Annotated in this window: 20 protein-coding genes and 1 pseudogene; 8 read left to right on the forward strand and 13 right to left on the reverse strand. The window is 72.8% G+C overall.

Translation table 11 applies throughout. The features are described from left to right. Positions 1-42: 42 nt before the first annotated feature. The 4 genes from surE to ACIBO8_RS06410 form a co-directional block, all read right to left on the reverse strand. Positions 43-885: a 5'/3'-nucleotidase SurE gene (surE, locus tag ACIBO8_RS06395; RefSeq protein ID WP_396114083.1), complete on the reverse strand. Its 843-nt coding sequence runs from the start codon at positions 883-885 to the stop codon at positions 43-45. 52 nt (positions 886-937) lie between these two features. Further along, positions 938-1876 (reverse strand): 1-phosphofructokinase family hexose kinase, encoded by a 939-nt coding sequence (locus ACIBO8_RS06400; protein WP_396114084.1) that lies wholly within the window; start codon positions 1874-1876, stop codon positions 938-940. Positions 1877-1950: 74 nt separating this feature from the next. Beyond that, positions 1951-2262, reverse strand: a complete 312-nt coding sequence (locus ACIBO8_RS06405) for a hypothetical protein (RefSeq protein WP_396114085.1) — start codon at positions 2260-2262, stop codon at positions 1951-1953. A gap of 112 nt (positions 2263-2374) precedes the next feature. Continuing rightward, positions 2375-3283 carry a cation diffusion facilitator family transporter gene (locus tag ACIBO8_RS06410; RefSeq protein ID WP_396114086.1) on the reverse strand — a complete coding sequence of 303 codons (909 nt, stop codon included), beginning with the start codon at positions 3281-3283 and terminating at the stop codon, positions 2375-2377. Positions 3284-3419: 136 nt separating this feature from the next. Between ACIBO8_RS06410 and ACIBO8_RS06415 the strand changes: the two genes are divergently transcribed. Next, complete coding sequence (locus tag ACIBO8_RS06415) at positions 3420-4349, forward strand: superoxide dismutase (RefSeq protein ID WP_396114087.1); 930 nt, start codon at positions 3420-3422, stop codon at positions 4347-4349. Here ACIBO8_RS06415 and ACIBO8_RS06420 read toward each other — a convergent pair. Both ACIBO8_RS06420 and ACIBO8_RS06425 read right to left on the reverse strand, forming a co-directional pair. Continuing rightward, a complete protein-coding gene (locus ACIBO8_RS06420) occupies positions 4319-6466 on the reverse strand; it encodes a HelD family protein (protein ID WP_396114733.1) in 2148 nt (715 codons plus the stop codon). The genes ACIBO8_RS06415 and ACIBO8_RS06420 overlap by 31 nt on opposite strands. Positions 6467-6608: 142 nt before the next feature. Then, on the reverse strand, positions 6609-7562 hold the full coding sequence (locus ACIBO8_RS06425; protein ID WP_396114088.1) for an alpha/beta fold hydrolase: 954 nt from the start codon (positions 7560-7562) through the stop codon (positions 6609-6611). 171 nt (positions 7563-7733) lie between these two features. Between ACIBO8_RS06425 and ACIBO8_RS06430 the strand changes: the two genes are divergently transcribed. Further along, on the forward strand, positions 7734-8426 hold the full coding sequence (locus ACIBO8_RS06430) for a carbonic anhydrase (protein ID WP_396114089.1): 693 nt from the start codon (positions 7734-7736) through the stop codon (positions 8424-8426). Positions 8427-9232: 806 nt separating this feature from the next. Here the strand turns inward: ACIBO8_RS06430 and ACIBO8_RS06435 are convergent. Further along, the gene (locus ACIBO8_RS06435; RefSeq protein WP_396114090.1) at positions 9233-9562 is read right to left on the reverse strand and encodes a hypothetical protein; all 330 of its coding nucleotides are present in this window, start codon (positions 9560-9562) and stop codon (positions 9233-9235) included. 243 nt (positions 9563-9805) lie between these two features. Between ACIBO8_RS06435 and ACIBO8_RS06440 the strand changes: the two genes are divergently transcribed. Further along, the gene (locus tag ACIBO8_RS06440) at positions 9806-10297 is read left to right on the forward strand and encodes a DUF3145 domain-containing protein (protein ID WP_396114091.1); all 492 of its coding nucleotides are present in this window, start codon (positions 9806-9808) and stop codon (positions 10295-10297) included. Between the two features lie 851 nt (positions 10298-11148). After that, positions 11149-12888 carry a glycoside hydrolase family 3 protein gene (locus ACIBO8_RS06445; RefSeq protein ID WP_396114092.1) on the forward strand — a complete coding sequence of 580 codons (1740 nt, stop codon included), beginning with the start codon at positions 11149-11151 and terminating at the stop codon, positions 12886-12888. A 43-nt stretch (positions 12889-12931) separates the two neighbouring features. Here the strand turns inward: ACIBO8_RS06445 and fabF are convergent, their stop codons facing one another. From fabF to ACIBO8_RS06470, 5 genes and pseudogenes are all read right to left on the reverse strand, one after another. Then, positions 12932-14158 carry a beta-ketoacyl-ACP synthase II gene (gene fabF, locus ACIBO8_RS06450; protein ID WP_396114093.1) on the reverse strand — a complete coding sequence of 409 codons (1227 nt, stop codon included), beginning with the start codon at positions 14156-14158 and terminating at the stop codon, positions 12932-12934. Between the two features lies 1 nt (position 14159). Next, complete coding sequence (locus tag ACIBO8_RS06455; protein WP_364702182.1) at positions 14160-14402, reverse strand: acyl carrier protein; 243 nt, start codon at positions 14400-14402, stop codon at positions 14160-14162. A gap of 52 nt (positions 14403-14454) precedes the next feature. After that, the gene (locus ACIBO8_RS06460) at positions 14455-15405 is read right to left on the reverse strand and encodes a beta-ketoacyl-ACP synthase III (RefSeq protein WP_396114094.1); all 951 of its coding nucleotides are present in this window, start codon (positions 15403-15405) and stop codon (positions 14455-14457) included. Positions 15406-15448: 43 nt separating this feature from the next. Next, positions 15449-16366, reverse strand: a pseudogene (locus tag ACIBO8_RS06465) (ACP S-malonyltransferase); the annotation flags it as partial. A 165-nt stretch (positions 16367-16531) separates the two neighbouring features. Then, a complete protein-coding gene (locus ACIBO8_RS06470) occupies positions 16532-17728 on the reverse strand; it encodes a PucR family transcriptional regulator (RefSeq protein ID WP_396114095.1) in 1197 nt (398 codons plus the stop codon). Between the two features lie 224 nt (positions 17729-17952). Here ACIBO8_RS06470 and ACIBO8_RS06475 point away from each other — a divergent pair, with 224 nt between their 5' ends. The 4 genes from ACIBO8_RS06475 (at position 17953) to ACIBO8_RS06490 (ending at position 20187) form a co-directional block, all read left to right on the forward strand. Then, entirely contained in the window at positions 17953-18198 is a 246-nt protein-coding gene (locus tag ACIBO8_RS06475) for a hypothetical protein (protein WP_396114096.1), read from the forward strand. A gap of 81 nt (positions 18199-18279) precedes the next feature. Then, positions 18280-18879: a TetR/AcrR family transcriptional regulator gene (locus tag ACIBO8_RS06480; protein WP_396114097.1), complete on the forward strand. Its 600-nt coding sequence runs from the start codon at positions 18280-18282 to the stop codon at positions 18877-18879. Between the two features lie 67 nt (positions 18880-18946). Next, positions 18947-19426 (forward strand): sigma factor-like helix-turn-helix DNA-binding protein, encoded by a 480-nt coding sequence (locus tag ACIBO8_RS06485; protein WP_396114098.1) that lies wholly within the window; start codon positions 18947-18949, stop codon positions 19424-19426. Continuing rightward, positions 19423-20187, forward strand: coding sequence for a hypothetical protein (locus ACIBO8_RS06490; RefSeq protein WP_396114099.1), 765 nt, complete (start codon positions 19423-19425; stop codon positions 20185-20187). The genes ACIBO8_RS06485 and ACIBO8_RS06490 overlap by 4 nt, the downstream gene beginning before the upstream one ends. On the opposite strand, the gene ACIBO8_RS06495 is transcribed toward ACIBO8_RS06490, so the two are convergent. Then, positions 20184-20858, reverse strand: a complete 675-nt coding sequence (locus tag ACIBO8_RS06495; RefSeq protein WP_396114100.1) for a hypothetical protein — start codon at positions 20856-20858, stop codon at positions 20184-20186. The genes ACIBO8_RS06490 and ACIBO8_RS06495 overlap by 4 nt on opposite strands. Positions 20859-20980 lie beyond the last annotated feature (122 nt).

Below are 20980 nucleotides of genomic sequence, written 5' to 3' on the forward strand. Positions count from 1 at the left end.
CCATCGGTGACCTCGGCCCACCGGCTCGGCCCGGCGACCCGGCTAGATCGCCGGGGTCTGCACCACGATGTTCTCGAGGTTGATCTTCACGTCCGTGGCCTCGCCGGGCGACCGGATCGGCGTCACCACCGCGAACCCCTCCGCCAGCGCCGCCAGGTCGGTGCCCGGCTCGAGCGGTTCGTCCGCCGCCTGCACCGCCGTACGGACGAAGCCCTCGCCGGCCTCCGCGATGCTCATCTGCACCTGGCCGAACCGGGCGAGCCGGGCCCGCTGCAGCCCGCGGATGCCGTCCACGTGCAGGTCGGGCACGTTCACGTTGAGGACCGTGCCGGGCGGCGTGTGGGTGAGCGTCGGCAACAGCTTGACCGCCAGCTCCGCCGCGCTCGTCCAGTGGCGTTTCTCGTCGTCCGCCTTGTCGAGGTCCGCGATCGCCTGGCCGCCGCTGGCCGCCGTACCGTTGCTGGGGGAGAGGACGTCGAGCGACACCGCCATGCCGTGCAGGCCGGCGTGCGAGGCCGTGAGCGTGGCGCCCACGGTGCCCGAGTGAACCACCGCCGCGCCGGCGTTGGCGCCGCGGTTGATGCCGGACAGGACGAGGGTCGGCACCGCCCCGAAGGCGCCGCGCAGGGCGAGCAGCACGATGAACGCCGGGGACGCGGCCACGGCGTACGCGGGAACGTTCTTCACCCCGGGCAGCTCGCGGTTCTGGACGCAGATCTGCCCGTCCTTCTCGACCGCGGTCATGGCGGCGCTGGTACCGCTCGCCTCGGTGAGCGGCGCGGCCACCACGACGTCGAAGCCCTGGCGTGCGACCGCGCGGGCCAGCCATCTGATCCCAGGGGCGTCGATACCGTCGTCGTTGGTGATCAGAATGCGTGGGGTCATGCTGTGCCCTCCTGGCATGCCCTCCTGGCACTCACCGTCACGGTGCAGTCGGTCATGCCGAAACCTTGGCGTCGACGGGTGTCAGGCGTACCCGCTCGGTGAGCACCTGGACGGCGTCGATGCGGCCCGTGCCGAGACCGTGGCGGGTGACGTTGAGGGCGCCGGCCGCCGCCCCCGTACGCACAGCGTCACACAGCGTGCCGCCCTGTGCCAGTACGGCTGCCACTCCCGCGGTCATCGAGTCACCCGCCCCGCGGGATTCGGCGGCCACCATGCGCGGCATGTCGACCTCGTAGACGGTGTCCTCGATCAGGGCGAGCGCGCCCTCGTCGGCGCGGGACACCAGGGCCATCTCGGCGCCGTCGTCGCGCAGTTTGAACAGGGCCTTGGTGAGGGCCTCGACGGAGGCGTCGGCGATCATGCCGTCACGCAGCAGTTCCTCGTGGCTGACCTTGACCACGTGCGGGCGGGCTTCCAGGGCCGCGGCCAGGTGGGCGGCGGAGAGATCGATGATGACCTTGCAGCCGTTGGCGCCGAGGTCGGTGGCGAGCCGGCGGTACACCTCCGCGGGCACCACGGACGGGTGGGCCGGGCCGCTCAGCACGGCGATGCCGGCCCGCAGGCCCTCGGCCAGCGCCAGGCTGTACAGCTCGTCCATCTCGTGGCGCGACAGCGGCTGGCCCGGGTCCTCCGCGAGCTCCTCGCGCTTGCCGCTGCGCCGGTCGTGCACGTACCAGCCCGTACCCGATTCGCGCTTGATGGTCTTGAGCGTGATGCCGTGGAACTTGAGCAGCGGCTCCAGCACCCGTCCGACCTCGCCGCCCGCCGCTGCGCAGAGGGTGACCGGCGCGCCCAGCAACGTGATCATCCGAGCCTGCCAGACGCCCTGCCCGCCGGGGTGAACGTGCAGCTCGGCCTTGTCGTGCTGCTGCTCGATGGTCACGGTGAGCTGGGGCGCAGGCACGAACACCATGACCCCTTTGTTACCCATGCGCACAGTCTTACGCCATTGGCCAGGAGTGCGGGCCTGATCCGCGATTTACGGCCGCCCGGCCGGGGGTCCGGCTAGCGCGGCGCCGCGTCGGTGAGCTCGCGCACCGCGGGGATCAGGTCGGGGCGCGTACGCAGCAGGTCCTCGAGCCGGACTCGCCACTTGCTGGCCTCGACGTCCACGGTGAAGCGGTCGCTGTCGCTGCTCTCGATCGAGGCGGTGAGCAGGCGCTGGCGGGTGTTCGCGAGTTCGCCGTACAGCTCGGTGCCGAGACGGCTGAGCACGCGGCCGGAGAAGGCGTCGTAGCCCGGTCCGCCGGCCGCCCTGACGAAGGCGCGGGCGGCGTCCCATGCCACCCGCGGCTGATGGATGACCGACTGACTCATGATGTCCCTCCGTTGTTGGATAATCACCAAGTGTAGGGAAACGGGGGTGCGGCGGGCGGGGAGTGGCGGACTCCGTGACCCGTGTGCCCAGGGTGCGCCCTGTGGCCGCGAATCACCAGCCCACGGGCGTGCAGGCTCCGGTCACCGGCTCGATCTGCAGGGTGGCGTGGTCGATGTGGAAGTCTTCGTGCAGCGCCTCGCGGGCGGACGCCAGCACCGCGCCCAGCTCGGCCGCCGGCTCGAGGCTCAGGTGCGCCGAGGCCACGTCCATGCCCGAGGTGAGCGTCCAGACGTGCAGGTCGTGGACGTCGCAGACGCCGGGCACGGCGGCCAGCCGGTCGCGGACCCGGGCCATGTCGAGGTGCTCGGGGGCGGCCTGGACCAGGATGCGGATCGCCGAGCGGCCGAGCCCGAACGTGCGCGGCAGGATCATCAGGGCGACCGCGACCGCGACGATCGGGTCCGCGTACGACCATCCGGTCACCGCGATGATCACCGCCGCGACGATGACGCCGGCCGAGCCGAGCAGGTCACCGACCACCTCGAGGTAGGCGCCGCGGACATTGAGGCTCTCCTGGGCGCCGGAGCGCAGCAGCGCGAAGGCGATCAGGTTGACGATCAGACCGCCGGACGCGACGACGAGCATCGGGGTGGCCGGTACGGCCGCGGGTTCCGCGAACCGGCGGACCGCCTCGATGAGCACGAAGATCGCGACGCCGGTGAGCAGCGCGGCGTTCGCCAGCGCGGCGAGCACCTCCAGCCGGTAGAGGCCGAACGTGCGCTGCGAGTCGGTGCCGGCCCGCCCGGCGGCGTGGATCGCGGCGAGCGCCATCGCGATGCCCAGCACGTCGGTGAACATGTGGCCGGCGTCGGAGAGCAGCGCGAGCGAGCCGGTGACCAGGGCGGCCGCGGCCTCGACCAGCATGAAGGCGGCCAGCAGCCCGGCGGCCCACCAGAGTCGTGGCCGGTGCCGCTCGCCGGCGCGCAGCGCCTGACCACCGTGATCGTGCCCGGCTCCCATGAGCCCACCTTCCGTCGCGGCGTCACGCCCCGGCCAATATATGGTCACATCGCTATGTATGCAACTTCAACTCGATTGTCATCGCCGGGGTATGAACTCGACGACATCCGAAAAATCGGCCTGGAGGGGATCATCCGTGTCCAGTCGTACCCTCGCGATTGTCGCCCTGACCGCACTGGCGCTCACCGCCGCCGCGCCGCCCGCGGTGGCCGCCCCTGCTCACCCCGCCGTCCACGGGCCCGAGGTCATCCATCTGCCCGACGGCTTCCAGCCTGAGGGCATCGCCATAGGCGGGCTCCCGTACGCGTACTTCGGCTCGCGTGTGGACGGCGACATCTACCGCGCCGGCCTCGTGACCGGCCGGGGCCGGGTGATCAGCCAGGGACCCGGCACCCCGTCGCTGGGCCTCAAGCTCGACCACCGCGGCCGGCTCTTCGTCGCCGGCGGCACCGGCGGCGACGCCCGCGTGATCGACGTCGCCGACGGGCTGGTGCTGAGGTCGTACGCCCTGCAGACCGTCCCGGCGTTCATCAACGACGTCGTGCTGACCGGCGGCGCCGCCTGGTACACCGACTCGGCGAACCCGGTGCTGTTCAAACTGCCGCTCGGCCACCACGGCGGCCTGCCCGCCCAGGCGGTGCGGGTGCCGATCACCGGAGCCATGCTCTACACCGCCGGCATCAACGCCAACGGCATCACGGCCACACCGGACGGCCGCGGCCTGATCGTCGTGCAGTCCAGCACCGGCAAGCTCTTCAAGACCTCGTACGCGGGGATGACGACCGAGATCGACCTCGGCGGCGAATCCGTGCCGAACGGCGACGGCCTGTGGCTGCACGGCCGCATCCTCTCCGTGGTGCAGAACAGCCTCAACGTGATCACCAAGATCCAGCTGAACCGGCGCGCCACCAAGGGCACCGTCGTCAGCCGCACGACCAGCCCGAACTTCGACGTGCCGACCACCATCGCGGAATACGGCAAGCGGTTCTACCTGCCGAACGCCCGCTTCAGCACCCCGCCCACCCCGGAGACGCCCTACACGGCCGTGGCGGTCCCGAGGCCCTGACGACCGTTCCATTCCTGTGTGCCGATGGTGGTGAGGCGCTGGGTGGCCCGCGAGAGCGCGACGTAGAGCGTGCGCACCCCGCTGGCATCCGTCGCGATCTCCGCCGGCTCCACCAGCACGACCGCGTCGTACTCCATGCCCTTGGCCTCGAGCGCGGTCACCACCTGCACGCGCTCGGGCAGCCCGGCCACCCACGCCGCCACCTCGTCGCGGCGCGGCACCGGCGCGATCACGCCGATCGTGCCGTCGACGTCCGCCAGATGCTTCTCCGCCGCGTGCCTGGTCACCTCGGGCAGGTCCGCCGCGGCCACGATCTGGTCGACCGGCTCGACGCCGGTGCTGCGCACCGCCCGGGGCAGCGGCAGGTCCGGCATGATCGTGCGGATCACCCGGGCGGCGACCGCGAAGATCTCCGACGAGTTGCGGTAGTTGGTGGTCAGCGCGTAGGTGTTGCGCTTGCGCGACCCCAAAGCCCGGTCGCGAGCCCGGTCCAGCTCGGCGACATCGCCCGACCATGCGGTCTGCGCCGGGTCGCCGACGATCGTCCAGGACGCGTACGCGCCCCGCCGGCCGATCATCCGCCACTGCATGGGAGACACGTCCTGGGCCTCGTCCACGACGACGTGCGCGTAGTCGCGGTAGTCGTCGTCGCGCTGCACGGCCTGCGCGCGGGCGGCGGCCTGCCGGTCGGCGTACGTGCTGACCTCCTGCACCCCGTCGCGGACGTGGAACGGATTCTTGGTCTTCTGCTGCGGACGGCGCGGGCGGCCCATCAGCTCGTCCAGCTCGTCGAGCAGCGCCACGTCCGCGATCGTGGGGCCGTGCTCGGCGAGCCCGTCGAACGACCCCTGCAGCAGGGCGATCTCCTCTTTCGACAGAAGCCCGTTCGCGTACGCCCGGAGCCGCCCCGGATCGGCCAGCCACCGCAGCACCCGCATCGGGGTGAACCGTGGCCACCAGGCCTTCAGAAAGTCGCGGAAGTCCGTACGGTCGGCGAGCTCCGACTCGAACTCCGACTTCTCGGGCAGGTTGCGGATGGCCTGCCGGGCCTGGGCCCACAGCGCGTCGAAGATCCGGTCGAAGCCGGTGCCACGCACCTCGTTGCGCCGTGCCCCGCGAGGCAGAGCCTTGCGCCGTACCCGGTCCAGCTCCGCCGCGTCGAGGCGCAGCAACGTGCCCCGGTACAGCAGGCGCAGCTCCGTCGGGGCGCCCGGGACGGCGTCGTGCGAGGCCCGCTCGAGCACCCGCCGCATCCGCAGCGAACCCTTGACCGCCGCGACCGCCGTCGGATCCACCCGGGTCGCGTCGTACCCGGAGACCAGCGAGCCGAGCGAGCGCAGCGTCGCCGTCTCCTCGCCGAGCGACGGCAGCACGGTCGCGATGTAGTCGACGAAGACCCCGGACGGACCCACCACGAGAATCCCGCCGCCGGCGAAGCGACCCCGATCGGAATACAACAGGTACGCCGCGCGATGCAGCGCGACGGCCGTCTTCCCGGTGCCCGGCCCGCCCGTGACGATCGTGACGCCGGACGCGGGGGAGCGGATCGCCTCGTCCTGCTCCCGCTGAATGGTGGCGACGATGTCCCGCATGCCGCGGCCGGTCGCCTTGGAGAGGCTGGCCAGCAGCGCGCCGTCGCCGACGATCCGCATGTCCTCCGGGGCGGCCTCGGGATCGAGCAGATCGTCCTCGATGCCGGTGACGTGCTCGCGCGTCGACTGGATCATCCGCCGCCGGACCACGCCCAGCGGCTCGGCCGGCGTCGCCCGGTAGAACGCGGCGGCGGCGGGCGCGCGCCAGTCGACCACCAGCGACTGGGAGTCCTCGTCGCGGATGCCCATCCGGCCCACGTAGTGCACGGCGCCGGTGCGCAGGTCGAGGCGGCCGAAGACGAGCCCCTCGTACTCGGTGTCGAGCGCGTGCCGGCGGCGGGCGGCGTGGAACACCATCGCGTCCCGCTCGACCAGTGCGCCGAACGTACCGACCCCGGCGAGCTGGTAACCCTCCTTCTCGGCGCGGGACGCCTCCCGGCGGAGCTCGGCGAGGCGGGCGTACACCCGGTCGACGTGCTCCTGCTCGACGGCGATCTCCTGCTGGAGGATGTGGGCGTCGCTCAAGTCGGTCATGCTCCCCGTTCGCGGATCAGCTGGCTGCCGCCCCGCGTCCAGCCGTACGAAGGGGGCAATCGAACCTACTCCTACCGGGGGGCCTCCGTCGATCGCGGCGCGCCCGTTCCCGCACTGCCCGCGTCCCCGGAGGTCAGGCTGCTTGGTCGTAGCCGGCGCGGCGGTCGGCGCGGCGCCGCCGGCGGTGCTGCGCCTCGGTGCTCGCCACGGCCTTGTCGATGACCGCGGTGAGCGCGGCGTTCACCACGCCCGGCCGTTCCATCATCAGCATGTGCCCGGCACCCTCGAGCACGCTCAGCTCGGTGCCCGGCAGCGCGTCGGCGATCGACTCGGCGCAGGCCGGCGGGGTGAGCCGATCCTTGTCACCGACCAGGGCGGCCGCCGGGACGTCACCGAGCGCGGCGAGCGTGTCCAGGCGGTGCTGGGCGCCGACCGAGGCCCGGAAACCGCCGATCGAGCGCAGCGACGCGCGCCCCACCGCCGACATGGTCAGCTCGAGGTCGCCCGGCTCGTGGTCGTCGCCGAAGAGCAGCCAGCGCACCCCGGGGCGCAGCGCGGGCAGCACCGCCCGGTGCGGGCGCCAGGCACCCAGCCGGGCGAGCACGCCGGCGCCGGTCTGCTCCGCCGCCCGCAGGAACGGCGTCAGCGGCGTGGGCAGGCCGTAACACGTATGGGTGGCGCCCTCGGCGGTGGTCGAGACGAACAGCAGGCCCTGGACCCGCTCCGCGAACTCGCTCGGGTACGCCTCCGCGTACTCCATGATCGTCATGCCGCCGAGGGAGTGGCCGGCCAGCACGACGGGGCCGCTGGGGGCGTAAGCGTCGAGCACCTCCGCAAGATCCTCGCCGAGCTGAGCGAGGGTCGCCGAGCGTAGTCGAGTGGTGCTGGACCGCCCATGGCCCCGCGCGTCGTACGCGATCACTCGCGTGTTCGTACCCTGCAGGGCCCGGCTCTGGTAGTGCCAGGTGCGGCGGTCGAGGCACCAGCCGTGCAGGAAGACGACGGTCACCGGGGCGTCGGCGGGACCGGATGCGTCGACGTGCAGGCGTACGCCATCAGCGAGGGTGAGCTTCGAGCGCTCGGACATGGGTACCTCCGTGTGTCGCACGGCCCCGTTGTACCCACGGGTAATTAGCATCACGCACGATCGACGGAAATGCCAGACCTTATCGAGGATCTTGAGCCTGGCCGCCCGGCCGAAAAGTGATGTGCCTCGCACCGGCTGCTCAAGTGCCGTCCCTCGTAGAGAATCGTTGCCATGACGGGTCCGATCCCTGCCCCCACGGCGCTGTCCTCGAACTCCGCGACCGACCACGCCGCTCCGGTACTCGATACCGCGACGCCGGCCGCCCCCTCGGCCGTACGGATCACGCGGCCGGACGACGCCCTCGCCGAACTGCTCGCCGGCAACCGCCGCTTCGTCAACGGAACGCCGGAACACGGCCACGACGTCGCCGCCGCGGCGGCCGCCTCCGGCGGGCAGTTCCCGCACGCGGTGGTCGTCGGCTGCCTCGACTCCCGGGTCCCGCTCGAGGCGATCTTCGACCAGACCTTCGGCTCGATCTGCGTGATCCGCTCCGGCGGCCACGTCCTCGACCGCGCGGTCCTGGGCTCGGTCAACTTCGCGGTCGCCGCCCTCAACGTCCCCCTGGTCATGGTCCTGGGCCACGTCCGCTGCGGCGCCGTGGACGCGACGGTCCAGGCGCTGCAGACGGGCGACCGCCCGGACGGGGACGTGGGCTACCTGGTCGACGAGATCGCGCCGGCGGTGCAGGGCGTGGGCCTCGACGACCCGGACGTGGCGGCCAAGGCCATGCGAGCCCACGTCACCCGCACGGTACGTCGCCTGCACGAGGTGAGCGGGGTGCCGGAACTGATGGCGGCGGGCACGGTGTCCATCGCCGGAGCGGTGTACGACCTCGACACGGGCCGGGTCGAGATCCTCGCCTGATCCGTCCGGCACGACCTGCGGGTAGCTGGTCCTGGAACCCGGCTGTCCGGCACTGTTCTCGGCCGGCTGGGCTTTAGGTCGCGGCTGTCTGGCACAGCCCGCGGCCGGCTGGGTCCGGGACGGGCCGCCCGACACGGCTCGGGGCCGGCTCAGCTCGGAACCGGCCCCCGACAGGATTTGCGGCCGGCTGGGTTCGGGGTCGGTCGCACGATGGGATTTGCGGCCGGCTGGGTTCGGGACCGGCGGCCCGATGGGACTTGCGGCCGGCTGGGTTCGGGACCGGCGGCCCGATGGGACTTGCGGCCGGCTGGGTTCGGGACCGGCGGCCCGATGGGACTCGCGGCCGGCTCGGTTCGGGACCGGCCGCCCCGACAAGACTCGCGGCCCTGAGCTTCGGCCTCGCCGTTCGGGACGAGCCGCGGCTCGCTGAGCTTCGGCCGCTGCTGTCCGGCGCGACTCGCGGCCGGGGGCTCGGGCCCGCGCTACGCGCAAGACGCATGGCCAGAACCTGACTTCTCTGGCGCCCGGGTCTCCGGCCGCCCGGCCGGGTTTGCGATCAGCGGCCGGCTGCCTGCCCTCGCCCCGCTGCCCGGCGAGCTTTCCGACGTTTCCCTGGCCGGCGGAACCCGCTCCGGGCTCCTGTGACCGGTGGATCCGATCTTGCGCGGGCTTGTGCTGGCCTGTCTCGTTTCAGGGACCCTCTCAGCCGGCCTCTCCAGGCTGATCAAGTTGTCGTGATCTTCAGAGGGCGCAAAAAGGCGCTCCCGGGCACGAAACCCCGGGAGCGCCTCGGTGGTGCGAAGAACTCAGCCCTCGAAGACGCCCGCGTCGGCGAGGCGCTTCTCGGTGGCGCCCCAGCCGTGCTGGGGGAAGGTCGCGTCGAGGTTGTTCAGCTCCGCCCGGATCTTGGCGCCGTGACCCGCCGCGGCGAGGCTGCGGATCTCCTCGACGAAGGCGTCCGAGTCGGTCCTGAGGTGGTTGGTCTTGCCGTTGGTCAGGTTGCGCACGTACGCGAAACGGCCGTTCGCCAGCGGGATGAGGTACTTGAACTCACCGAGCACGCTGAGGGCGCCACCCTGGCCTGCCTGGCCGGCGCGGACGGATGCGCGGGCGGTCTTCGAGGTGTTGCTCGCCACGGCGGTACTCCTTGGGAAAGAACGGGTGTCGGCATAAAACGCCGGAGCAAGTTTACACGAGCCCTGAGCGGCCGCACCGCGGGAGTGGCCTGGTCCGTTAGGTCAGGTGTGCCACTACGGCCATTCACATGTCGATATTGCGGTTTCTCTGGCGCACCATCCGTACCACCCGGCATCATGGAGCACGATCAACCGCGGTCGAGGTCGTAGGGGAAGACGCACCTCGGTCTCCGGGAGGTCACCGTGCCAACGTGTGGCGTCGTATACGTCCACTCGACCCCACTCGCCGTGTGCCAGCACGTCGAGTGGGCGATCGCGCGCGTCTTGACCGCGCCGGTCACCTTGCATTGGACTGCGCAGCCGGTTGATCCCGGCATGCGGCGGTCGGAGTGCAGCTGGACCGGGAGGCCCGGCACTGGCGCCGAGCTGGCTGCTGCCCTCCGGCAGTGGCCCATGATCCGTTTCGAGGTCACGGAGGAGCCGAGCCCCGGCATCGACGGGGAGCGCTTCATGCACGTCCCGGGCCGCGGCCTGTTCCGCGGCACGATCGGTGCCTCCGGCGACATCCAGATCGGCGAGGACCGGCTCCGCGCGATCATGGCCTCGGCCAGGGCTCCGGAGGCGCTCTCGCACGCCCTGGAGAAGGCGCTGGGCACGGCCTGGGACGCCGAACTGGAGCCCTACCGCTACGCCGGCGACGGCGCACCGGTCACCCTCCTGACCCGCGTCGGCTGACCACCGCCCGCCGGAAACGCGCCGCCCCCGGCCGGGCGTGCGTGCTCGGTTGCCCCACCTGAGGGAAGTGTGGCGCCCGCGCCGGGCCGGGCACCTGCTCAGCTGCTCCACTTGCTGTGGGAGGCGGCCGTCCGCACCGGTTGGCCGCCTGCCCTGGGTCTACCTGCCGGCGAAGGGGCGTCGCCGCACCGGGCTGGGCGCATGCTCAGCTGCTCCACTTGCTGTGGGAGGGCGGCCGTCCGCACCGGTTGGCCGCCTGCCCTTGGCCTACCTACAGGCGAAGGGCCGTCGCCGCACCGGGCTGGGCGCATGGGCAGTCGATCCACCGGCCGGCGAAGCGCGACGTCCTCGCCGGACAGGCGCATGCTCGGCTGCCGGCGAAGGCTCGGCACCCACACCGGAGCGGCACATGATCGGCTGACCCACCAGCCGGCGAAAGCGCGCCGCCCGCGCATGGTCGGCTCCAAGCGCAAGCGCCCGGCCCGTGTGCGGCCGGCTGACCCCTCCAGCCGGCGAAAGCGCGCCGCCCGCGCATGGTCTGCTCCAAGCGCAAGCGCGCCGCCCGTGTGCGGCCGGCTGACCCACCAGCCGGCGGAAGCGCGCCGCCCGCGCCGGCTCCTGACCCTCCCGCCGGCGGAAGCGCGCCGCCCGCGCGGGTCCTGACCACTTGCCTGCGAGGCGCGGTCAGCCGGCATAAGCGCGCCGCCCGCGCGCGTGGTCGGCTGACCCGCAAGCCGGCAGGGCATGCCACCCCACACCGGACCCGCCCCTGGCGGCGGGGCCGTAGGGTGAGGCCCGCGGCCCGGACGAACCCCCGGCCGGTTTGTCGAGGGTGGGGCGGAGCTGATCCAATGGCGCCCGTGAATAAGGCGTTTCGCGTTGCTGTGGCCGTACCACTGGCGCTGTTGCCTGCCGCCTGCGGCAGTGACGCGCCCACCCGCACAGCGACCCCCGCGAGCGTCGCGCCCTCCGGCCCGGTCGCGTCCGATGGACCGAGCGCACCGAGCGCCGTCCCGGTCGGCGATCCCGTCGCCCGGGCCAAGGCGACCGTCAAGACCCTGAGTGATGCCGATCTGGCCGGCCAGGTGCTGATGCCCTATGCGTACGGGGACAACGCGGACAAGGTCGACGCCGCGGCCGCGGCCGGGAATCAGCGGATCGGCGGGGTGAACACGCCCGGCGAGTTGGTCGCGAAGTTTCATCTGGGCGGCCTGATCCTGGTCGGGTTCGCGCCCGACGATCCGACCGGTGCCACCAATCCGGCGACCAATGTCGACACGCCGCAGCAGGTGCGGGCGCTGACCGACGGGTTGCAGGCGGCTGCCGCCCGGCTGCCCGGTGGGGCTCCGCTGCTGATCGGCACCGATCAGGAGTACGGGGTGGTCACCCGCGTCCGGACCGGTGTGACGCTGTTGCCGTCCGCGATGGCCCTGGGTGCCGCGGGTAAGCCGGCGCTCACCGAGGCCGCGTGGCACGCCGCCGGTACGGAACTCGCCGCGATGGGTGTCAACGTGGACTTCGCGCCCGTGGCCGACACGCTGGGTCCGGCGGGCAGCTCGGTCATCGGCTCCCGGTCGTACGGTGGGGATCCGGCAGCCAATGCCGAGCAGGTGGGTGCCGCCGTGCGGGGGTTGCAGGCGGCGGGGGTTTCCTCGGCGCTCAAGCATTTTCCGGGGCACGGGCACACCACCGGTGACAGTCACGACGACCTGCCTGTGGTGCGGCAGAGCGCGGCCAAGTGGGAGCGGGAGGACCTTCCGCCGTTCGCTGCGGGCATCGACGCCGGGGCCGCCCTGGTGATGTCCGGGCATCTCGACGTGCAGGGTCTCGACAAGGGCGTGGCCGCCACGTTCTCCCGGAAGGTCATGACCGATGTGCTGCGGGGGCGGTTGAAGTTCGCCGGGGTCGCGGTCACCGACGCGATGAACATGGCTCCGGCGATGAAGTGGCCGGCGGGGGAGGCAGCCGTCCGGGCCTTGAACGCCGGCAACGACCTGCTGCTCATGCCGCCGGACATCGCCGCGGCGCGGGACGGCATCGTGGCCGCGCTGAAGGACGGCAGCCTCGCGCGGGAGCGGCTGGTCGAGGCCGTCACGCGGGTGCTCACCCTGAAGTTCCGCAAGGCCGGCCGGGCGCAGCCCGCCCTGTCCGTGCTGGACTCACCCGATCATCACCGGGCGGTCGGCAAGGTGGACGCCGCGTCGGTCACCGTCTTGCGGGGTGGCTGTTCCGGGCCGCTGGTGAGCGGGCCGGTCACCGTCACCGCTTCGCCGGACCGGGAGACCGCGCGGCTCGCGCTGGTCGAGGAGTTGCAACGGGCAGGCGTCGACGTCCGGGCCGCGGGGGGCAAGGTGGTGCACCTCGTCGGGTACGGCGACAAGCGCATCGACCTCAGCCCCGAGGCGGCCGTCACGGTGAGCATGGACACGCCGTATCTGCTGGGCGCCGCGACGTCGCCGACGCTTGTGGCCACGTACTCGTCGAGCCGCCTGTCGCTGGCCGCGCTGGCTGCCGTGCTGGCCGGTAAGGCGAAGGCGCCGGGCCGGTCCCCGGTCCCGGTGGCCGGGCTTCCCCGCAGCGCCTGTGCTTGAAAGGGGGTGTCTCCCGGAGACACCCCCTCAGCAGCGTCTTCGATTACGCCCGGGTGAAGACGAGCGCCACGTTGTGGCCCCCGAAGCCGAACGAGTTGTTCATCGCCGCGCCGATCTCCATGTGGCGGGCCTTGTGCGCCGCCACCTCGAGGTCGAGGCGGTCGTCCGGGTCGTCGAGGTTGATCGTCGGCGGCACCACGTTGTCGCGGATGGCGAGGATCGTGGCGATCGACTCGAGCGCTCCGGCGGCGCCGAGCAGGTGACCCGACATCGACTTCGTCGAGGTGAGCAGCGGGTGGTCGCCGATGGCCGCGCGGATGCCCTTGATCTCGCCCATGTCGCCGACCGGGGTGGAGGTGGCGTGCGCGTTGACGTGGACGATGTCCGAGCCGGTCAGGCCGGCGTCGCTGATCGCCCGCTGCATCGCGCGGATGCCGCCGCGGCACTCCGGGTCCGGCTGGACGATGTCGTAGCCGTCCGAGGTGATGCCGGCGCCGGCCAGGCGGGCGTACACGGTGGCGCCGCGGGCAGCGGCGTGGTCGGCACGCTCGAGGACCAGCGCGCCCGCGCCCTCGCCGAGGACGAAGCCGTCGCGGCCCTTGTCCCACGGCCGGGAGGCCTTCTCCGGCTCGTCGTTGCGCGTCGACATGGCGCGCATCGAGGCGAAGCCGGCGATCGGGAGCGGGTGGACCACCGCTTCGGTGCCGCCGGCGACGACCACGTCGGCGCGGCCCGAGCGGATGATGTCGAGGCCCAGCGCCAGGGCCTCGGCCCCGGTCGCGCAGGCACTGGCCATCGAGTGCACCCCGGCCTGCGCGCGGAGGTCGATGCCGACCCAGGCGGCGGGTCCGTTGGGCATGAGCATCGGCACGGTGTGCGGACTGACCCGGCGTGGCCCGGAGGCCTCCAGGATGTCGTCCTGGTTGAGCAGGGTCTGCGCGCCTCCTATGCCGCTGCCGAAGCTGACGGCCAGGCGCTCGGGGTCGAGCCCCGCGTCGGCCAGGCCGGAGTCGGCCCAGGCCTGGTGGGCGGCGATCAGCGCGATCGCCTCGGAGCGGTCCAGCTTGCGCAGGCGTACCCGCTCCAGGACCTCGGAGGGTTCGACCGCGAGCTGGGCGGCGATGCGTACGGGCAGCTGCTCGGCCCACTCCTGGGTGAGGGCACTCACCCCGGAGCGGCCGTTGAGCATGGCGTCCCAGGTGGACGCGACGTCCCCGCCGAGCGGGGTCGTCGCGCCGAGCCCGGTGACGACGACGTCTGTGGTGCTCATGTCAGTGATTCGCCTCGATGAAGGAGACGGCGTCGCCGACGGTCTTGAGGTTCTGGACCTCGTTGTCGGGGATCTTGACGCCGAACTTCTCCTCGGCGGCCACCACGACCTCGACCATGGACAGCGAGTCGACGTCCAGGTCGTCGGTGAAGGACTTGTCCTCGGCGACGTCGTCCGGGTTCACCCCGGCGACCTCCTCCAGGATCTCGGCGAGGCCGGAGGTGATCTCAGCGCGGGTAGCCATTGTGCGATGTTCCTCTCGATGGTGGGGAAAACTCGACGGGTGGGCCGGCTGCTCAGGGGCAGCGGATGACCTGCCCGGCGTACGTGAGGCCGCCGCCGAAGCCGAAGAGCAGGACCGGGGCGCCCGAGGGCACCTCGCGGCGCTCGACGAGCTTGGACAGGGCCAGCGGCACGCTGGCCGCGGAGGTGTTGCCGGACTCGATCAGGTCCTTGGCGACGACCACGTCGGGGCCGAGGCCCAGCCGCTTCACGATACCGTCGATGATGCGGGTGTTCGCCTGGTGGGGGACGAAGGCGGCCAGCTCCTCGGGCTTGACCCCGGCCCGCTCGCAGGTCTCCAGCGCGAACGGGGCCAGCGCGGTGGTGGCCCAGCGGAAGACGATCTGCCCCTCCTGCTGGATGTACGGCCGCCAGCCCTCGATCCGCAGCACGTCGCCCTTCTCCGGCGCGGAGCCCCAGAGCACCGGCCCGACCCCGGGCTGCTCGCCGTCGGGCACCGCGGTCACGACGGCCGCACCGGCGGCGTCACCGAACAGCACCGCCGTCGTACGGTCGGTCCAGTCGGTGACATCGGACAGCTTCTCCGCGCCCACGACGATGGCGTTGCGGGCCGCGCCCGCACGGATGGCGTGGTCGACGGTGGCCAGCGCGTACGAGAAGCCGGAGCACGCCGTGTTGAGGTCGAACGCGGCGGGCGCGTTGATCCCGAGCTTCGCGGCCACGCGGGTGGCGACGTTGGGGCAGCGGTCCACCGAGGAGCACGTCGCCACGACCACCATGTCGATGTCGGCGGCGGTCAGCCCGGAGCCGGCCAGGGCCTTCTCCGCCGCGGCGGTGGCCATGTCGGCGACCGTCTCGGCGTCGGCGACCCGGCGCTCGGCGATGCCGACCCGGTCGCGGATCCACGCGTCGTTGGTGTCGATGATCGTGGCCAGCTCGTCGTTGGTGATCACACGCGAGGGCTGGTAGTGCCCCATCGCGACGATGCGGGAACCCGCTGTCATGAGATTGCTCCTTCGGTCGCGACGGCGTGCGTCACTCGGATTGCCCACCGTGCCGGGCGATGAGGTCGCGGGCGGCGGGCAGGTCGTCCGGCGTGTTGAGGGTGACGATCTCGGCGGCGTGCTCGCCCTTGAGCTCCCGCTTGACCAGGCCGGCCAGGGTGCCCGCGGGCGGCAGCTCGATGATCCCCGTGACGCCCAGCTCGCGCAGCGTCGCCATGACCAGATCCCAGCGCACCGGCGCGGTGACCTGACGGACCAGGCGCTGCAGCATCTCGTCGCCGTGGGAGACGGCGGCGCCGTCGCGGTTCGACAGCAGGGTGCGGGCCGGGTCCGCGACGGGCACGCCGCCCGCGATCGCGTCGAGGGCCCGCTCGGCGGGTGCCATGTACGGCGTGTGGAACGCGCCCGCGACGGCCAGCGTGCGGACCCGCGTGGCGGCGGGCGGCTCGTCGCCGAACTTGGCGAGCGCGTCGAGGGCGCCGGCGGCGACGATCTGACCGGCGCCGTTGCGGTTGGCGGCGTGCAGCCCGTACTCCTCGATGGCGGCCACCACCGTGTCGGCGTCGCCGCCGAGCACGGCGCTCATGCCGGTCGGCTCGAGGGCGCAGGCGGCGGCCATCTCGCGGCCGCGGATCCCGGCGAGGGTGATCGCGGTCTCGGCGGGGAAGACCCCGGCGAGCGCGGCGGCGCCCAGCTCGCCCACGCTGTGGCCGGCGACGACGGCGACGTCCTGGATCGGCAGGTGGTCGCCCGCCAGCAGGGCGGCGGCGACGAGTAGCGGCTGGGTGCGCGCGGTGTCCTTGATCTCGTCCGGGCCGGCCTCGGTGCCGAGGTGGATCAGGTCGACGCCGGCGAGCGCCGACCACCACCGGAGCCGGGCTTCGGCGCCGGGGAGTTCCAGCCATGGGGAGAGGAAGCCGGGCTTCTGGGAACCCTGGCCGGGCGACAGTACGGCGAGCACGTCTTCGACTCTCCCGGATCAGGGCAGCTTCCGCGGTTGCTGCCGGAGACCAAACCCTACGATCGGCGTTGTGGGGTTCCTACAAACACCCCCCTCTTTCGTCCCGATACGTGCGTATTTATCGGGGCTTCCGTCACCCCTGCGGCGCTGCCTCGTTGGCGTGATCTAGCTCGCAGGATCGAGCCGGCCGATGGTCAGCGCCATCCGGAGGGCGAACGCGTCCCGCCCGTCCAGCGGCGAGAGGCCGGTCACCTCGGCGACGCGCTTGAGGCGGTATCGCACCGTGTTGGGATGCACGTACAGCTCCCGGGCCGCGCTCTCCAGCACGCCGCCGGCGGCGAAGAAGGCGTCGAGGGTCTCCAGCAGGCCGCCGCCCGCGCGCGCCAGTGCCCCGTACGCGTCGTGCTTGAGCGCCCGGCGAGCCTCGGAGTCGCCCGCCAGCGCCCGCTCCGGCAGCAGCGCGTCGGCCGCCACCGGGTTCGGCGCGCCGGGCCACGCGGGCGCGGCCCGGAACCCGGCCAGGGCGGCCCGCGCCGACTCGGTGGCATGGTCCAGCGACGGTACGGCGGGGCCCACCACGATCGGTCCCTCCCCGAAGGCGCCGGCGAGCTGCACCGCGATCGCGATCGGATCCGCGGCGCCGCCCATCACCACCACCAGCCGGTCACCGTGCACCCCGCCGATCACCTCGACCCGGGCGCGCCGGGCGGCCCGGTAGACCGTGTGCAGGACGGCGGTGTGATCGCCGCCGGGGGACCGCCCGACCACCACCGCCACCGGCGGGGCGTCGGCCCAGCCCAGCGCGGCGGCGCGGCTGGCGAGCACGTCGGAGGAGTCGCCGCGCAGCAGGGCGTCGACCAGCAGTGCCTGCAGGCGGGCGTCCCACGCGCCCCGGGACTCGGCCGCGCGGGCGTACACCCGGGCGGCGGAGAAGGCGATCTCGCGCGAGAACTTGAGGATGGCCTCGGTGAGGGCCTCCTCCTCGCCGGCGGCGGCCAGGTGGGCGACCTCCGACTCGGCGACATCGATGGTGACCTTGATGAGCTGGACGGTCTGGGTCAGCGTGATCGAGCGGGCCAGGGCCCGGGGCGCGGCGGCGAAGACCTCGTCGGAGATCTCCTGCGTGCCGGCGGCCGTGCCGCCCGAACGCAGCCACTCGACCAGCGACCGCACGCCGGCCTGGGCGACGAGCATCACCCAGGAGCGCTGGTCGGCGGGGAGGGCCCGGAACCACGGCAACGTCTCGTCCATCCGGGCCACACTTGCCGACGCCAGGTCGCCGGCACTGCGTTCGACGCGGCGCAGGGTGGCGGCGAGGGGCGGTCGTTTCGCCGTACCCCCGGACTTGCCGTGCTCTGCCACCCGACCAGCATGTCAGGGCCGAGCCGGGCGGGCGCCGCCGACCGGATCCCTGGGTGTTTTGGGAATTTTGTCCGTAATAGCGGTGCGCCTTCACCGCGATTCCGGTCGGTGACCTGGCATGGTGTCGTCCTAGCACCGCGAGGACCGCGGGCCCGCGAGGGTCAACCGGGGGCCCGCGGTGCCGATCAGACACGGGTACCGGCGACCGGCGGAAGGGGGCAGGAGTGACGGACCACGAGGGCGTACGCCCCGAGACGGAGCACGACGCCGGGGAGGAGACCCAGGCTGCCGGGTCCGACGCCGCCGTGCTCGCCGTGGTGCCGGCCGTCGACGAGCCGGCCGACGACTTCCCCCACCGCGTGGGCTGCCGTTCCGAGCTGCGCGGCTGGGCGGGCGCCCACCTGCACGGTGCCGTCCGTCCCCGGCGCCGTGCGGCCGGCCGGGGGCGTCCTCCCGGCCGCTGGTGCTGACTCTCACTCCGGGGAGTGACTGACGGCCGTTCCGCGGCGCGTCCGGTGTCCGTACGGCCCGCCGGCCGACACGGTTAGGGCGTGGACGACAAGAGACGGCTGATCCTCGACCAGGCCCTGGCCCTCGTCGACGAACGCGGGTTGGCCGCCATGTCCATGCGGGCCGTGGCGGAACGCGTGGGGCTCACCTCGATGGCGCTCTACCCGTACGTCGGCGGCAAGGACGCACTGCTCGACGGCCTGGTCGACCTGCTCCACCTCGAGCTCGGCTCCCGGTACGGCGACGACCCGGCCGACATCGACTGGCGGCACCGGCTGCGGGCCCTGGGACGGGCGGTACGGGCGCTGTCCCGCCGGCATCCGGGGGCGTACCCGTTGCTGCTGAACCGGCCGTCGCCGGGCAACTCGTGGCTGACCGCCGCGCTGCGGGCCACGCTGCACGACGCCGGGGTTCCGGCGGGCGAGGTGCCGCGGCTGACCCGGATGATCTGTGCCTTCCTGCTCGGGTACACGACCGGTGAGATCACCGGCGGCCTTCCGCCCGGCTCCGAAGTCCCGCCCCCGGACGCACCCCCACCGACCGGCGAAGGCCGGGCGGAGGAGGGCGACGCCGACGAGGAGTTCGATCGCGACCTGGACGACCTGGTCCGGCTCGTGGAGGTCACCGTCCGGGTCGCGTGACCACCGTTCCGCGCCGCGCGGGGTCATCCGTGGCCTATAAAGGGGCAAACGGTACGCAGGAGGCGCGATGACCGACGACTACGTGGCCCAGAGGTACGTCCATCTGCGCCGCGCCGCGTTCCTCATGTGCGGTGACTGGGAGCGGGCCGGGGAAGTCGCCCGGGACACGCTTGCCCGGGCGCTGACCGATCCCGACGTCGGCGACCTGGATCTGTGGGCGTACGGGGACCTGATGGCCGCGTTCAAGCCCAGTCACGGCCGTCGCGAGCACGTGTTCGTGGCCCCGCCGGAGCCCGCCGCCCAGGGCGAGGCCGACGTCGACGCCGCACTCGGCGACGTCTACACCGTCCTGGTCCTGGACGCCCTGCGCCGCCTCTCGCCGAAGTGCCGGGCCGTCGTGGTGCTCCACCACTTCTGCCATCTGTCGGTCAACGACACCGCGGAGGTGCTCGGCATCGACGGCGGCAAGGTGACCGAGTACGAGGCGGAGGGCCTGACCGCCTTCGACGACCTGATGCGGATCACCCGCCCGGCGGTGGCCCGATGAGCGCCGCGATGACGGCCGTACTCGAGCGGGCGTGCGAGAGTGAGCCGCCCATCGGCGACGCCGTCGATCAGATCTTCCGGCAGGCGGAGAAGCTGCGCCGCCGCAAGGCCCGTTCGGTCGTCCTGGCCGGTCTGGTCGCGGTCGTGATCGTCATCCTGCTCGGGTACGCCCTCACGACCGTCCTGCTGCCCGGCCCGAAGCCCCGCTCGGCCGCGGCCGTGGCGGTAGCCCAGCCCCGCCCGTCCGCGGTGCTGGACCCGGTGCTCGGCGTGCTCGCGCGCCCGGTCGACGAGAAGGGCTTCCGGATCGTCCCGCGCCTGCCGTCCTCGGGCCCGGGCTGGCGCCAGTACGCGGTGATGGACGAGAGCGGCCGCCCCCACGGCCTGATCGAGGTGGCGGTCTTCGACGCGCCGGCCGGGCTCTGCCTGCCGGTGCTCGCGGACGAGCAGGCGTGCGCGCGTCCCGACCGCACCCGCGCCGGCATCGAATACGCCCGCTACTCCGACACCGGGGACGTCGACTGGCAGGTGCGCGAGGTCATCGCCCGCCGGGTGGTGGACGGGCGCACGGTGGCGGTCCAGGCGACGGGGGAGCGCGGCACCGGCGACCCGGACCGGGGCAAGCCGCCGCTGACCTCCCGGGAGCTGGCTCAGGCGGCGACCGATCCGCGCCTGCAGGACGCGTTCGGCCTGGGGGAGCGCTGCAACGCCCCCGCCCCGGCCTGCCCGATCCTCAAGGTGCCGGTCCGCCCGGCCGGCTAGACCCGGCGGCGGATCAGGTACGCGGCGCTGCCCAGGCCGATGAGTACCACCAGCAGCACCGCCCCGTTGATGAGCAGGAGGCCGCGCATCTGGCTGAGCACGTCGCTGCCGACCGCCATCGGGTCCAGCTCGCCCTGCTCGACGTCCTTGCCGATGCCGCCGCCGATGCCGCCGCTGACCACGTCCGGCTTCTCCTTGAGCGGGACGCCGCTGACCCGCAGCGACTCCGACATCGTGAGCCGCCCGTAGAACCAGCCGGCCGCCTTCTTGCCGCCGCCGGGCTGCTTCGCCGGCCGGTACGCGCGCGGGCCACCGGAGGCCATGGGGTAGAGGTCGTAGAGCTGGGTGGCCTTGTCCTTGACGAACACGGTCACCGTGTACTTGGGGCCGAGCTTGTCGGCCTTGGGCTTGGTTGTCGTCGGCGCGGCGCCGGAGAGCCAGTTGACCTCGCTCAGCACGCGCTGGAACAGCTCGGGCCGCTCGGCCTGCTGAATGATGATCTTGTCGCCGTCGAACTTGCCGGCGATCTGGACCGCGGTCGGCTTGGGCGGCGCCTTCGGGGCCTCGGTCGTGGCGTCCTGCCGCGGCGCGGCGTGCGCCGCCGGCGCGAGCCCGGCGCTGAGCGCTACCGCCGCGGCGATCATGCCCGTCGCGGACACCAGCCGTCTCATCATTCCTCGAGCCACGTCCGGCCTCCCCCGCCTGCGTGATGGACCTTGCTCCGCTGCGCGCGTTCTCACAGCCTCCCCGCAGATCGCCCCCGGCGCATCTCCAGGCCACGACCTTTGGAGCT

It is taken from the genome of Actinoplanes sp. NPDC049681 (assembly GCF_044465265.1).
Taxonomy (GTDB): Bacteria; Actinomycetota; Actinomycetes; order Mycobacteriales; family Micromonosporaceae; genus Actinoplanes.

Coding starts and splice junctions, on each gene's coding strand:
- surE (WP_396114083.1), bottom strand. CDS start 885: ATGACCCCACGCATTCTGATCACCAACGACGACGGTATCGACGCCCCT.
- ACIBO8_RS06400 (WP_396114084.1), bottom strand. CDS start 1,876: ATGGGTAACAAAGGGGTCATGGTGTTCGTGCCTGCGCCCCAGCTCACC.
- ACIBO8_RS06405 (WP_396114085.1), bottom strand. CDS start 2,262: ATGAGTCAGTCGGTCATCCATCAGCCGCGGGTGGCATGGGACGCCGCC.
- ACIBO8_RS06410 (WP_396114086.1), bottom strand. CDS start 3,283: ATGGGAGCCGGGCACGATCACGGTGGTCAGGCGCTGCGCGCCGGCGAG.
- ACIBO8_RS06425 (WP_396114088.1), bottom strand. CDS start 7,562: ATGTCCGAGCGCTCGAAGCTCACCCTCGCTGATGGCGTACGCCTGCAC.
- ACIBO8_RS06430 (WP_396114089.1), top strand. CDS start 7,734: ATGACGGGTCCGATCCCTGCCCCCACGGCGCTGTCCTCGAACTCCGCG.
- ACIBO8_RS06445 (WP_396114092.1), top strand. CDS start 11,149: ATGGCGCCCGTGAATAAGGCGTTTCGCGTTGCTGTGGCCGTACCACTG.
- fabF (WP_396114093.1), bottom strand. CDS start 14,158: ATGAGCACCACAGACGTCGTCGTCACCGGGCTCGGCGCGACGACCCCG.
- ACIBO8_RS06455 (WP_364702182.1), bottom strand. CDS start 14,402: ATGGCTACCCGCGCTGAGATCACCTCCGGCCTCGCCGAGATCCTGGAG.
- ACIBO8_RS06460 (WP_396114094.1), bottom strand. CDS start 15,405: ATGACAGCGGGTTCCCGCATCGTCGCGATGGGGCACTACCAGCCCTCG.
- ACIBO8_RS06485 (WP_396114098.1), top strand. CDS start 18,947: ATGACCGACGACTACGTGGCCCAGAGGTACGTCCATCTGCGCCGCGCC.
- ACIBO8_RS06490 (WP_396114099.1), top strand. CDS start 19,423: ATGAGCGCCGCGATGACGGCCGTACTCGAGCGGGCGTGCGAGAGTGAG.
- ACIBO8_RS06495 (WP_396114100.1), bottom strand. CDS start 20,858: ATGAGACGGCTGGTGTCCGCGACGGGCATGATCGCCGCGGCGGTAGCG.